Genomic DNA, 12,995 nt, shown 5'->3' with positions numbered 1-12,995 from the left:
GCTACTCCTCCTCGAGCGTGACCTTGCCGCCCAGCAGGCGGTAGTGGTCGAAGAAATCGGGATAGGACTTGTTGACAGCCTCAGCGCCGTGGATCACAACTTCGCCAGTAGCACGGCTCGCGGCGATGGCGGCCATCATGGCGATACGATGGTCGTTGTGCGAATCGACCTCGCCGCCGGTAAAGGCATCGACACCCTTGATGATGAGGTCGTCGCCGGCAATGCGCACCTGCGCGCCCAGCGCGGTGAGCTCGCGGGTGGTGGTGGCAAGACGGTCGGATTCTTTGATGCGCAGGCGGGCACAATCGCGGATGAACGTGCGGCCTTGTGCCAGCGAGGCCACGGCCGAGATAACGGGCACCAGGTCGGGGATGTCGTGGGCACTCATCTCAAAGCCGGCGAGCTTGTCGGACTGCACGGTGGCGGCGTTGGTGGAGCGCACGATGCGGGCGCCAAAGCGCGAGAGCGCGGCAAGCACGTTGCGATCACCCTGGGCCGAGCTGAGTGACACACCCTCGACGGTGATGGGGTCGGAGCCGATGGCGCCGGCACACAGCCAAAAGGCGGCGTTGGACCAGTCGCCCTCGACAGCCACGTTGCCAGGCGTGCGGTACGAGCCGCTGCTCACGCGGAAGTTTGTGACCTCGGGCTTGCCGTTTTTGGCGGGGATACGCTCGACGTTGACCTCGACGCCGAAGGCCTTCATGGCCTGGATGGTCAGGTTGATATAGGGACGGCTCTCGATAAGGCCGGTCACCTGCACGCAGGAGGGCTGGGCCAGCAGCGGGGCCGCCAGCAGCAAGCCGGAAATGTACTGCGAGCTCACATTGCCCGGCAGGATAAATGTGCCCGGGCGCATGCGGCCACTTGTCTTGAGCGGAAAGCCGCCCAGGCCCTGCAGGTCGCAGCCGGCGGCGATGATCTCGTCGGAGAGCGGGGAGAGGGGACGTGCGCCCAGACGGCCCTGGCCCACAAACGTGGCCTCTGCTCCCAGCGCGCAGGCGACGGGCAGCATAAAGCGGAGCGTGGAGCCGCTCTCGCCGCAGTCGAGCGTGCCGCCGGCAAGTGCCTTGAGCAGGCCGAACTCAATACTCTTCATGGTGGGATGGACTTGGAAGCCATCCTCGACGGTCTCGATGCGGGCGCCGAGCGCCGTGAGGCAGCGCACCGTGGCCTCGATATCGGCGCAGGTGGTGTTGCAGGTCACATGCGTCTCACCGTTGGCAAGGGCGGCGCAGATGATGAGGCGGTGCGCCATCGACTTGGATGCGATGGCGGGGACGGTGCCCTTGAGTGGGGACGGAGTGATGCGGGCTAGCATGCGGAGGCGTCTCCCTTCTGGCCGAGGCCCTCGGCAATTAAATCATGAAAGGCGGAAAGCGGCGTGCGGTCGATGCTGCAGCGGCCAATGCCGTGCGGAATTACCAAGTCGATGGTGTCACCGGCTCGTTTTTTGTCGTGCAGTGCCTCGGCAAAGATGGCGTCGGCCGAAAGCTCGCAGCGGGTCTTGAGACCGTGGCGTGCGCAGAGCTCCTCGATGCGGCCGGGCAGCTCGGCGTCGCAAATGCCGTGCAGGGCTGCGGCGCGCGTGATGATGCCCATGCCGATCGACACGCAGTTGCCGTGTCCCAGCTCAAAGTGCTCGCAGGCCTCGACAGCGTGTCCGGCGCTGTGTCCAAAGTTGAGCAGCTTGCGCTGGTTGGTCTCGCGCTCATCGGCGACAACCACGGCGCGTTTAATGTCGATATTGCGGGCGATGATGAGCGCCACACGGGCAACGTCGCGGTTGAGGAGCTCCAGCGTGAGCGGGGTCTTCTCCAACTCGGTGAAAAGCTCGGGGTCGGCGATCACGGCGTGTTTGACGACCTCTCCGCAACCGTCGGCGAACTGCTCGGGCGTGAGGGTGGCGAGGCACCCCACGTCGGCAATAACAACACTCGGCTGCCAAAAGGCGCCGGCCAGGTTTTTGCCGGCAGCTAGGTCGATGGCCGTCTTGCCGCCCACCGATGAATCAACCATAGCGAGCAGGCTCGTGGGGATCTGCACAAACTTGCAGCCGCGCATGTAGGTAGCGGCCACAAAGCCGGCCACGTCGCCTACGACACCGCCGCCGAGTGCCACGATCACGTCGGAGCGCGAAAGCTCGTGCTCGGCCACAAACTCCAGGATGGCAATGTAGGTCTCGGCGCGCTTGTGGGCCTCGCCGGCCTCGAAGGTGCAGACACTCACCGTATAGCCCGCAGCCTCCAGGCTCTGCTTAACGGGCATTTGGTAGAGCGGACCCACGTTGGTGTCTGTCACAATGACGGCGCGCGATCCGCCGGCGGTGGCGCGGACGAGCGGGCCCGCCTGCTCCAGCAAAAACGTGCCGACGTGCACCTGGTAGGGGCGCGCGGTGTCGATATCGATGGTAATCGCCATAAGCTTTGGTCCTTTCGACCTGGCGTGATAGGTGGTCTAGTGGGTGGCCTCGTCGTCGAGCGCGCGCTTGATGCGGTCGCCCTCAGCAAGGAGATTCTCAAGATAGCGCTGGTCGCGGTCCTTGAGCGCACGGCTGTAGGCGCCAAGCGACTCGATCAGATGGTCGATCTCGAAGGCAAGTGCGTCGGCGTCGTCAATCATGAGCTCGGACCACATTTGCGGGTTGAGGTGCGCCACGCGGGTAAGGTCGCGGTAGCTACCGGCCGAAAAACCGTGGTGAACCTGGGCGGTCGGGCTCTTTACGTAGGCGTTTGAGACGACGTGCGCGAGCTGGCTCGTAAAGGCGATCACGCGGTCGTGTTCGGCGGCGGTGGTCACGCTGAACTTGCCAAACCCTAAGGGGCGCACCATTTCGCGCACCTGGCCTAAAAGCTCAAGCTTGAGCGCATCGTCCACTGCAGGCGGCACGAGCACGAGTGGCGCGCCCTGGAACAGGTCGGCACGGGAGTGAGCGTAGCCCGAGTACTGGGTGCCCGCCATGGGGTGCGCGCCCACAAAGTAAAACCCGTACTCGCGGGCGAGTTCGAAGGCACGCTCGCACACGATGCCCTTCACGCCCACGGTGTCAATCACCACGGGCCCCATGATGGCCTCGGTATCGGTGGCGTCGGCGAGCGCTTGGGCGTGCGTCTCGAGCCACTCGATGCAGGCCTCGGGGTAACAGGCCAGCACGATGATGTCGCACTCGCCGAGCGTCTCGTCGTTGAGCTCGCCGGCGACGGTGCCCATGCTGGCGGCCGTCATGACGTCATCGTCGGGGTCCCAGGCCAGCACGCGGACGCCCGCCTGCGCATAGCCGCGGGCAAAGCTGCCGCCGATCAGCCCCAGGCCCACAATGCCGGCGCATTTGGGGCCGCCCTGGTTAACGCGCGCGTTTCTCACCGTACCCATGGGCTACTCCATGGTCTCTTGGCAGACGACCTCGCGGATGGCGCGGATACGGCGCATGGTGTCGTCGAACTGGTCGGGGGTGAGGGCCTGGGCGCCGTCGGACCACGCGCGGCTGGGCTCGTCGTGGACCTCGATCTCCAGACCGTTGGCGCCGCAGGCGGTCGCGGCGAGCGCCATGGGTTCAACGTAGCGGGTGTAGCCGGTGGCATGGCTGGGGTCGGCCACGACGGGCAGGTGCGACAGGTGGTGTAGCACCGGCACGGCGTTGAGGTCGAAGGTGTTACGGGTACGGGTCTCGAAGGTGCGAATGCCGCGCTCGCACAGGATAACGTTGTCGTTGCCCTCGCTCATGATGTACTCGGCAGCCATGAGCAGCTCGTCGATCGTGCCGGACATGCCGCGCTTGAGCAGAATCGGGGTCTGGGTCTTGCCGACCTCCTTGAGCAGGGGGAAGTTCTGGGCGTTGCGGGCGCCGATCTGCATGACGTCAATCTTCTTATCCAAGAAGACCTGCACGTCGCGCGGGTCCATGATCTCGGTGACGATCGGCATGTCGAGCTCGGCCGATGCCTCGCATAGCAGGTCCAGGCCGGCGGGGCCCATGCCCTGGTAGGCGTAAGGGGAGGTGCGGGGCTTGTAGGCACCGCCACGCAGCATGGTGGCGCCGGCGGCCTTTACGCGACGGGCGATGCGAATGAGGTTTTCGCCCTCGACGGAACAGGGTCCGGCGATGACCTGGAACTGGTCGCCGCCGATCTTGATGCCGTGGCCGCAGTCGATGACGGAGTCCTCGGGGTGAAACTTGCGGTTGGCACGCTTGAACGGCTCGGAGACGCGCTGCACACGCTCGACGACGTCCATGGACTCGAGCAGGAACGGGTCGATCTTGGTCGTATCGCCCACCAGGCCGATGATGGTCTCGTTCTCGCCGCGCGATACGTCGGTTTTGAGACCCTTCTTCTCAATCCAGCTGACGATGTGGCCGATGGCCTCATCGCTGGCGCTCTGCTTTAAAATTGCAATCATGGTGTGCCTCTCACCTCGATGGATAACCGTTGCAAAAACGGCCCGCAGTGCGAGCCGTATCATATGGTGCATGAGAGTTTATACTAATTATTTTACTTTTGCGTCCTAAAGTGAGCCGTTGCGCTTCGTCTCCCACGTAATTGCAGAGCTTTTTCTATTATGTTGTTAGCTCGTGGCGCACTTGGGTATAATACCAGCCGTTGGCCCTATTAGCTCAGGGGATTAGAGCGTCTGCCTCCGGAGCAGAAGGCCGTTGGTTCGAATCCAACATGGGGCACCATCGAACGTAAGACCGTCCGAACCTCGCATGGTCCGGGCGGTTTTTCTTATACCGACGCGACGTGATAGGACGTGGTATGGCAACGACGGATATCGAGCGCGGGCTTTCGACCGCCGAGGTCGAGGAGCGCATTGCCGCCGGCAAGATCAACCGCAACATGGAGCTCAAGACCAAATCGGTTCGTGAGCTTATCATCGAAAATCTCTGCACGCTGTTCAATCTGATCAACGTGGTTTTAGCGATTTTGGTCATTATGACCGGATCGTTTAAGAACCTGACGTTCCTGTTCGTGGTGTTCCTCAATACCGCCATTGGCGTTATCCAGTCCATGCGATCAAAGAAGATGGTCGACAAGCTCACACTCCTCACTTCAAAGAAGGCCATCGCGGTGCGCGATGGTGCCGAGGTGGAGCTCGACTTGGACCAGATCGTGCTCGACGACATCATTCGTCTGGGGCGCGGGGATCAGATACCTGCCGACGCCGTGGTGGTATCGGGCGAGGCGCTCGTTAACGAAAGTCTGCTGACGGGCGAGAGCGACCTCATCAAAAAGCAGCCTGGCTCCGAGCTCATGAGCGGCAGCTTTATCGACTCGGGCCTGTTGCGTGCCCGCGTGGTCCATGTTGGTGCGGATAACTATGTGGCCAAGATCAACAACGAGGCCAAGTACGTCAAAAAGGTCAATTCCGAGATCATGAACGCGCTCAACGCCATCGTGCGCTTTGCGAGCATCATCATGATTCCGCTCGGTCTGGCTCTGTTCGCCTCGAGTGTAAGTGGGTTGTGGGACGCCGCGGGCGCGCCGGGCGATAGCGCGCTTTCGTGGTGCTTTTCCGAGCTGCTGGCCGGTCGCGTGCCTTCGTCGGCGCTGCTGTCCACGGTGGGCGCTCTTTTGGGCATGATTCCGCAGGGCCTGGTGCTGCTGACCTCATCGGTGCTTGCCATCGCGACGGTGCGCCTGGCGCGCCGCAAGGTACTCGCGCAACAGCTCTATTGCATCGAGACGCTCGCGCGCGTCGACGTGCTGTGCCTGGACAAGACGGGCACTATCACGTCGGGTCGCATGGAGGTCGAGGGCACCTATCCGTTGCCCGTTGAGGGTGTGGGCTTGGCCCCGGACGAGGCACCTGTCCCCGTCGATACTACCGTGCTCGATTTTGCGCTTGCCAATGTCGCGCGCGCGACCTCGGCTGATGCCAATGAGACCTGCCAGGCGCTGCTCAACTACTACGCCGACCGCCCGGTCGAGGTGTCCGAGCCGCTGTCGGTCATTCCGTTTTCGTCCTCCAAAAAGTGGAGCGGCGCCTCGTTTGCGAAGGGCTCCTATGTGATGGGCGCGGCGCAATTTGTGCTTTCGGAGCGTATCTTTGCGCAGGTCGAAAATCGTGTGGCCGAGCTTGCCGACACCTGCCGCGTGCTCGTGGTGGCCCGTGTGGACGGCTTTACGCCCGATGGCGATATGGTGGGCGAGGCCGAGCCCGTGGGCTTTGTGACCATTCGCGATGAGATTCGCACTTCGGCCGCCGAGACCATCGGCTACTTTAACGAGCAGGGCGTGACCCTTAACGTGATCAGCGGCGACGACCCTCGTACCGTGTCGTCGATCGCGCGCGTGGTGGGCGTGCCGGGGGCGGACGCTTATGTGGACGCCACGACGCTCGATACGCCGTCCAAGATTGATGCGGCGGTGGACCGCTATCACGTCTTTGGCCGCGTGACCCCGCAGCAGAAGCGCGAGCTCGTGCAGGCGCTCAAGCGTCGCGGCCATACCGTTGCCATGACGGGCGACGGCGTCAACGATGTGCTGGCACTCAAAGAGGCGGACTGCTCCGTGGCCATGGCCGCCGGTTCCGACGCCGCACGCAACGTGGCCGAGATCGTGCTGGTCGATAACGACTTTGCTTCGATGCCTGCCGTGGTGGCCGAGGGCCGTCGCTCCATCAACAACCTGCAGCGTTCGGCCTCGCTGTTCCTGACCAAGACGCTGTTTTCGATGGGCCTGGCGGCGCTGTGCATCGCGCTGCCGCCGTATCCCTTTGAGCCTATCCAGATGACGCTCATTAACTTCTTCTGCATCGGCGCGCCGGGCTTTGTGCTGGGCCTTGAGCCCAACAATGCCCGCGTGAAGGGGTCGTTCTTGACCAACGTGCTCAAGCGCGCGTTGCCGGCATCGGTTGCAGTCATTTTGGCCGCGGCGCTCGATATCTTTGTGGCGCGCGTGTTTGGCTTTAGCCAGCTCACGCTGTCGACGATGTGCCTTCTCACGTCGTGCGCAGCAAGCGTGAGCCTGATCTGGCGTATCTCGCAGCCGCTCACACCCTTGCGCGTGATGCTCTTTGTATTTGTCGTCGTCGGCATCTTGGTGGGCGTTATTGGATTCCCCGAGCTGCTGTCTATCGCCAACTTGTCGATGGGCGAGGCAATTATCCTTCTGGTGATTGTGGTCTTTACTTGCAGCGTGTTCTTTAAACTCGCCACGATGATGGATTCACTTAAGCCGCGTCGCCGCCATGCCGCCACTGGCTTTGGCCGCGGCGTGCGCGTTCGCTTGGGCCGCGGTGGCGGCAAGGTGAGTTCGACGGGCTCGACGGCCGAGCGTTTTGCCAAGCGCGTCGCCGCCGACATGGCGCAGCGCCGCGAAGGTCGCACCGCTCGCGAGGCCGAAGCCCGCGCGCTCGAGGGCGTGGAAAAGACCCAGCCCAAGAAAAAGAAGGGCGCGGGCGTCAAGCGCTCGCGTGTGACCAAGTCCGCCCAGGGCATTAAGGTCTCGATGCCGAGCAAAAAGAAAAAGTAACCGCACCTCACAGGGTAGCTAATTTGGGACGGGGCTTTTTTAGCTGCCCGGCTGATGACGCGATCTATTTGGCCGATTGGCGGCCAGGGCAGCTAAAAAAGCCCCGTCCCAAATTAGCTACCCTGCGATGTTGAATTGGTGCCCTGTACCTTTAGGGGCGTAGCGATGTTATGCTCTAACCTCGATGGTTCGAATGATTCCGAAAAGAGGATGCCGTGATTTGCCCGCATTGTCTCAAGACCATAGAGGACGGCTCCTCGTTCTGCCCCTATTGCAATGCCTATGTTGGCCCGGGCGATGGCCCCGAGCACACCGAGTTTGTGTTCTGCGAAGGCTGCGGTGCCCGTCTGTCGCCTCATGACCGTACCTGTTCCAAGTGCGGGCGCCCTGCCCCGGGCATTCTATCCGAGGATGCGGCCGCATCCGACCTGGCTGCTGGGCGCACGGCTGGTTTTCCCCGCCTGACGCAGGAGCAGATCGATACCGAGGTGCCCCATGCGCCGGCCTCTGCCGCCGCGGTACTTTCCGATGCCGCCGATCCCAATGAGACCTGCGTGCTGCCGGCTTTCGACAAGGATTTTGGCATTCCCAAGGTCGATATCCCGCTGCCGGTGTCCCTTCGTGACGACGCTCAGTCCAAAAATCAAAAACCCAAGCGCAAGGTGCATCCGGACGAGGATGCCTACCACAAGCACAAGCGCCGTATTCCCAAGCCGCTCATCGTCATCGTGTTGCTCGCTGCCGTGTGCGGCAGTGCCTATTGGTTTGTGACGTCGGACCCCATGGGCGTTATGCCGGGCTTTTACGACCAGTTTGGCCAGGCCGCCAAGACGACGTTCCCCTCGCGCCAGAAGGGCGAGGCTACCGAGGAAGAGGCCAAGTCCGACGATACCGCCGAGGTGGTCCAGGAGGAGACCGTCCTTTCCGACGACCAGCTCTATACCAAGCTCGACGGTCTGTATCAGACCATCGTGTCGTATGGCGACGATGATCAGATCGGCGAGGTTGTCGACTCGTTTAACAGCGGGTACCTACGCACGCCGCTCTCCACGCGTCAGGAGCTGTCGCAGAGCGCTTATGCCCTGCGCGACCAGATCAAAAATACCCAAGGCGAGCTCAACAACCTTAAGGTGCAAGATGATACCGTCTACGCGGAGGATATCGAGCACCTCAAGCAGCTTGCCGAGTGGATGTACGAGCGCGTCGACATGATCTGCCAGAGCTGGGATATCTCGCTGTCCATTCCCGATGGCGAGTCGCTGAGCGCACGCCAGAGTGAAATCTTGGCGCCCATCGCACAGGGCGGCAACAGCGCCCTTAACCAGTACGATGCCAATGTGAGCGCCTGGAAGCCGCAGCCGCGTTCGTAATTTGCTGCCCTCCGACGGCATAACCTGCGTGCGCAATTGATGGAAGCCTGTGCTTATTGCTACAATTCGTACAAATATGCTTTAAACGCACGAGGAAGGAACCACATGTTTGGTTTTAAGAAAGAGCTTTATACGCCCGAGTACCAGCTCGCTGGTGATGAGTGTGCGATCATCGAGACGTCGAAGGGTACGATCAAGGTCAAATTTGACGGCGAGGGCGCTCCCATCCATGTGGCGAACTTCTGCGAGCTTTCCACCATGGGCTTTTATGACGGCCTTAAGTTTCACCGCTATGTGCCCGGCTTTGTGATCCAGGGCGGCGACCCCAATACCCGCGATATGTCCGGCGCTGACGTCGCCGCCGGCCTTGAGGGCCCCGACGGTATGCCCGGCACCGGTGGCCCCGGCTACTGCATCAAGGGAGAGTTTGCCACCAACCCGCGCAACAGCCATGTGGACGGTGCGCTTGCCATGGCACGTTCCATGGATCCCGATTCCGCGGGCTCCCAGTTCTACTTCTGCCTGGGCGCCCAGCACAATCTGGATTCCGGTTACACCGTCTTTGGCACCACGGTCGAGGGCCTCGACGTGATTTCGCAGCTGCGTGCCGGCGACGAGATCGTCCATGTCGAGATCGTTCACGAGTAAAAGGGGACTTCCTTGAATAGCCAGCTGATTCAACAGGGTCGAGCCGCTTATCGTGCGGGCGACTTTTCTGCAGCCGCTCAGATGCTCGGTGCGGCAAAGACCCCCAGCGAGATCATGGGCGAGGCCGACCATCTGCGTGGCAACGCTCTGATGCACCTGGGTATGTATGCCGAGGCTGCCGAGGCGTACGCGGCTGCCCTCAACGACGGCACCTATGGAAAGCGCGGCGCGCTGCTCACCAACCGCGGCAAGGCGCTCGCTGCCGTGGGTGACTATGTGACCGCAGCCCAGGCGTTCTCCGCCGCAACGCAGGATGCTTCCTATGCCACGCCGTTTAAGGCCTATCTGGGTCTTGGCAACGCGCTGTTCCAGTCGGGCGATTTCGCCAATGCAGGCACTGCCTTCCGCCAGGCCGCCATCGATGGCGCCAATCCAGCCCCCGCGGCCGCCCTTGGCGAACTCGGCCGCTGCTTCATCAAGCTTGGCCGACCGGCGGACGCCGTGGAGACCTATCGCACGGCCATCGACTTTGCCGGTCCGCGCGATGACACGCGTGCGCTTAACGCGGGTATGGGCGAGGCGCTTTCTGCCGCGGGTCGTCCTTCCGAGGCGCTCGATGCCTTTAATGCCGCCACCGCCGACGGCATCTATCAGCTCACACCCGAGCAGGCCGATGAGCTTGCCCGCGTGCACGATTCACTTGCCGCGCTTTCGGCCCAGACCGCCATGGCCACGGCCCCGGCGCCCGCCATGGATACGACTGCTGTCGATTCGCTCGATCCCACGGGTGCCACTGGCCAGTTTATGCCCGATCCGTCCGACACGGGCTTCTTTACGCTGTCCGAGTCCGAGATGGTCCAGCAGGATCGTCAGGACCGCAAGCAGGCCAAGGTCCGTCGTCGCCATCGCCATACGGGCCTCAAGGTCTTCCTGGTTTTGCTTCTGCTGATTGTTCTTGCCGCGGGCGGTTTGGGCTTTGCCTACACGCGCGGCATGGGTATCCCCTCGCAGGAGTCCGTCATCACCGATCTGTTCCAGGCTGCCGGCGACGGTGATACCGCCAAGGCCGAGTCCTGCCTGGCCTCCAGCCTGTCCGAGGACGCCAAGGCGATGATTATCTCCTCGATCCCGCAGGGCGCCACCGTCTCCATCGAGGGCATGGATCAGTCCATGACCGAGACCACCGCGAAGGTGAAGGCTTCCCTGTCCAAGGGCGGCGAGCAGGAATATACCGTCAAATTCGTGCGCTCCGATAACCATATCGGCTGGGCGGTATCTTCGCTCGACATCGATTTCTCGGCCGCTGACAACCAGTAGTGACCTTATGAGATTTGGCGCTGCCCGGTGCTTCACCGCAAGTGAGGTGCCGGGCTTGCGCTAGTATGATGGGCTAGTAGTTTTCCAGCAATCATCCAACACATCAGGAGTTGCGTTGTTTTCTTTGATGGACATGTTCTTCGGTAGCTATGCGGGCGATCTAGCCATCGACCTCGGCACCGCCAATACGCTTGTCTCTGTTCGCGGCAAGGGCATCGTCATTCGCGAGCCTTCCGTCGTCGCCATCGACAAAAACGATGAGCGCATTCTTGCAGTCGGTATCGAGGCCAAGCGTATGCTTGGCCGTACGCCCGGCAACATTGTGGCCGTGCGTCCTCTTAAGGATGGCGTCATCGCCGACTTCGATGTCACCGAGGCCATGCTTCGCTACTTTATCGATAAGGCTTCCGAGAAGCGCTATCCGTGGACCCCTCGTCCACGCGTCGTCGTATGCGTTCCCTCTGGTGTCACGTCGGTCGAGAAGCGCGCCGTGTTCGAGGCTACGATTCAGGCAGGTGCCCGCCAGGCCTATCTGATCGAGGAGCCCATGGCCGCGGCTATCGGTGCTGACTTGCCTGTCGAGGAGCCGACCGGCTCCATGGTCATTGACATCGGCGGCGGCACCACCGAGGTCGCCGTTATCGCCATGGGCGGTATCGTCGTGTCGCAGTCCATCCGCATTGCCGGCGACGAGTTCGATCAGGCTATCCTCACGCATGTTCGCGATGCCTACAATTTGGCCATCGGCGAGCGTACGGCCGAGGACATTAAGATTAAGGTCGGCTCTGCCGTGCCGCTCAAGGACGAGCTCGACGTCGAGGTCAATGGCCGCGACGTGATCACGGGCCTGCCCAAAACCGTGCGCATCGAGAGCGAGGAGATTCGTCGTGCGCTCAATAAGCCGCTCGACGAGATGGCCAAGGCCGTCAAGGACGCACTCGACGCCACGCCGCCCGATCTTGCCTCGGACCTTATGTACTACGGCATTCTGCTGACCGGCGGCGGAGCGCTGCTGCGCGGCCTCGACGTGCGCCTGCGCGACGAGACGGGCGTTTCGGTCAACGTGAGCCCCACGGCGCTCGACAACGTCGTTAACGGTTGCGCCCGCGTGCTCGAGGCCAACGCGTTTGATGGCGGTTTCGTCCAGACCAATGCTTAATTTCCAAAAGGTGGATTCCATTTGGCACGATCTTCGGGTTTCTCTTCAAATCTGAATACCAAACGACAATCAACGGGTATGCGCCCGTTGATTGTTTTCAGCCTGATTTCTGTGTTGCTGCTCACGTTTTACATTCGAGAGGGCGAGGCCGGGCCGATACATGCCGTGCGTTCGGGCGTCACGACAATCACCTCTCCGGTGCGTTTTGTTGGCTCGGCGGTGGCGGCGCCATTCAATGCCATCGGCAACGTGTTCTCCAACCTCACCGCTTCGCAGGAGTCGCTCGACGACCTTAAGAAGCAAAACGAGGTCCTCACTTCCAAGGTCGCGGAGCTTTCCGAGGCCCAAAAGACCGCTGAGCGCCTTGAGGGTCTGGTGGGCCTGCAGTCGACCTATAACCTCAAGTCCACTGCGGCTCGTATTGTCGGAGCCTCGGGTGACGCCTGGACGTCGACCGTCACCATCGATAAGGGTTCTGCCGACGGGCTTACCATCAACATGCCCGTGACGAGCTCGGCCGGCGTCATCGGCCAGATTATCGAGGTTTCGGCCAAGACATCGACCGTGCGCCTGATTGGCGACGAGAACTCTGGTGTGTCCGCCATGGTGCAGGACACGCGCGCACAAGGCATGCTACAGGGCCAGCCCGATGGCACGCTGCGTCTTGAGTACGTGAGCGTCGACTCCGATGTTAAGGTGGGCGATATCATCGTGACCTCGGGCATCGGTGGCGTGTTCCCCAAGGGACTGCCGCTCGGCACCGTGTCTTCGGTCGAGAAGTCGGCTAACGACGTGTACTACACCATTGTGGTACGTGCGCAGACCACGGCCGAGAACAATGAGGAAGTGCTCGTCATTACCTCGCTCACCGACGAGCAGTCGGCTTCGGACGAGGACGTGAGCTCGGCCAATAGTGCCCCGCAGGGCACGTCGCGCGATGCCGCGACTCAGTCTAAGGACGAGAAATCGGATGATGATTCCGACACGGCCGAAGCGTCCGATTCTGGATCGAGCGAATAGGGAGGCATG

General features: G+C 62.0%; 10 protein-coding genes and 1 tRNA gene. 7 read left to right on the top strand and 4 right to left on the bottom strand.

What is annotated here, in order from left to right:
• Position 1 precedes the first annotated feature (1 nt).
• The 4 genes from aroA to aroF are packed head-to-tail and all read right to left on the bottom strand — an operon-like array spanning position 2 to position 4,398.
• The gene (gene aroA, locus ACTNDJ_RS06620; protein WP_427794801.1) at positions 2–1,321 is read right to left on the bottom strand and encodes a 3-phosphoshikimate 1-carboxyvinyltransferase; all 1,320 of its coding nucleotides are present in this window, start codon (positions 1,319–1,321) and stop codon (positions 2–4) included.
• On the bottom strand, positions 1,315–2,421 hold the full coding sequence (gene aroB, locus ACTNDJ_RS06615; protein ID WP_441083457.1) for a 3-dehydroquinate synthase: 1,107 nt from the start codon (positions 2,419–2,421) through the stop codon (positions 1,315–1,317). Before aroB ends, aroA begins: the two co-directional genes overlap by 7 nt.
• A gap of 36 nt (positions 2,422–2,457) precedes the next feature.
• Positions 2,458–3,372, bottom strand: coding sequence for a prephenate dehydrogenase (locus ACTNDJ_RS06610; protein ID WP_441083456.1), 915 nt, complete (start codon positions 3,370–3,372; stop codon positions 2,458–2,460).
• Positions 3,373–3,375: 3 nt separating this feature from the next.
• Positions 3,376–4,398, bottom strand: coding sequence for a 3-deoxy-7-phosphoheptulonate synthase (gene aroF / locus ACTNDJ_RS06605; protein ID WP_427794404.1), 1,023 nt, complete (start codon positions 4,396–4,398; stop codon positions 3,376–3,378).
• A gap of 203 nt (positions 4,399–4,601) precedes the next feature.
• Here aroF and ACTNDJ_RS06600 point away from each other — a divergent pair.
• The 7 genes from ACTNDJ_RS06600 (at position 4,602) to mreC (ending at position 12,986) form a co-directional block, all read left to right on the top strand.
• Positions 4,602–4,678: transfer RNA gene (locus ACTNDJ_RS06600), tRNA-Arg, on the top strand.
• A gap of 76 nt (positions 4,679–4,754) precedes the next feature.
• Positions 4,755–7,472, top strand: coding sequence for an HAD-IC family P-type ATPase (locus tag ACTNDJ_RS06595; RefSeq protein ID WP_441083455.1), 2,718 nt, complete (start codon positions 4,755–4,757; stop codon positions 7,470–7,472).
• 215 nt (positions 7,473–7,687) lie between these two features.
• Complete coding sequence (locus ACTNDJ_RS06590; RefSeq protein WP_441063111.1) at positions 7,688–8,842, top strand: double zinc ribbon domain-containing protein; 1,155 nt, start codon at positions 7,688–7,690, stop codon at positions 8,840–8,842.
• Between the two features lie 105 nt (positions 8,843–8,947).
• Positions 8,948–9,490 carry a peptidylprolyl isomerase gene (locus ACTNDJ_RS06585; protein ID WP_154516178.1) on the top strand — a complete coding sequence of 181 codons (543 nt, stop codon included), beginning with the start codon at positions 8,948–8,950 and terminating at the stop codon, positions 9,488–9,490.
• Positions 9,491–9,502: 12 nt separating this feature from the next.
• On the top strand, positions 9,503–10,807 hold the full coding sequence (locus ACTNDJ_RS06580; RefSeq protein ID WP_427726917.1) for a tetratricopeptide repeat protein: 1,305 nt from the start codon (positions 9,503–9,505) through the stop codon (positions 10,805–10,807).
• Positions 10,808–10,934: 127 nt separating this feature from the next.
• On the top strand, positions 10,935–11,966 hold the full coding sequence (locus ACTNDJ_RS06575; RefSeq protein ID WP_006236061.1) for a rod shape-determining protein: 1,032 nt from the start codon (positions 10,935–10,937) through the stop codon (positions 11,964–11,966).
• 78 nt (positions 11,967–12,044) lie between these two features.
• Complete coding sequence (gene mreC / locus ACTNDJ_RS06570) at positions 12,045–12,986, top strand: rod shape-determining protein MreC (RefSeq protein ID WP_441063112.1); 942 nt, start codon at positions 12,045–12,047, stop codon at positions 12,984–12,986.
• Positions 12,987–12,995 lie beyond the last annotated feature (9 nt).

The sequence above is a fragment of the Collinsella sp. HCP3S3_D1 genome, assembly GCF_052064015.1.
GTDB lineage: Bacteria > Actinomycetota > Coriobacteriia > Coriobacteriales > Coriobacteriaceae > Collinsella.
The sequence above is the reverse complement of the archived record's forward strand: the minus strand, read 5'-3'. Positions and strand labels throughout refer to the sequence as shown.

What these genes read in the sequence shown, in the direction of transcription:
- mreC (WP_441063112.1), top strand. Translation starts at nt 12,045, where the DNA reads ATGCGCCCGTTGATTGTTTTCAGCCTGATTTCTGTGTTGCTGCTCACG.
- ACTNDJ_RS06595 (WP_441083455.1), top strand. Translation starts at nt 4,755, where the DNA reads ATGGCAACGACGGATATCGAGCGCGGGCTTTCGACCGCCGAGGTCGAG.
- aroA (WP_427794801.1), bottom strand. Translation starts at nt 1,321, where the DNA reads ATGCTAGCCCGCATCACTCCGTCCCCACTCAAGGGCACCGTCCCCGCC.
- aroF (WP_427794404.1), bottom strand. Translation starts at nt 4,398, where the DNA reads ATGATTGCAATTTTAAAGCAGAGCGCCAGCGATGAGGCCATCGGCCAC.
- ACTNDJ_RS06585 (WP_154516178.1), top strand. Translation starts at nt 8,948, where the DNA reads ATGTTTGGTTTTAAGAAAGAGCTTTATACGCCCGAGTACCAGCTCGCT.
- ACTNDJ_RS06575 (WP_006236061.1), top strand. Translation starts at nt 10,935, where the DNA reads ATGGACATGTTCTTCGGTAGCTATGCGGGCGATCTAGCCATCGACCTC.
- aroB (WP_441083457.1), bottom strand. Translation starts at nt 2,421, where the DNA reads ATGGCGATTACCATCGATATCGACACCGCGCGCCCCTACCAGGTGCAC.
- ACTNDJ_RS06610 (WP_441083456.1), bottom strand. Translation starts at nt 3,372, where the DNA reads ATGGGTACGGTGAGAAACGCGCGCGTTAACCAGGGCGGCCCCAAATGC.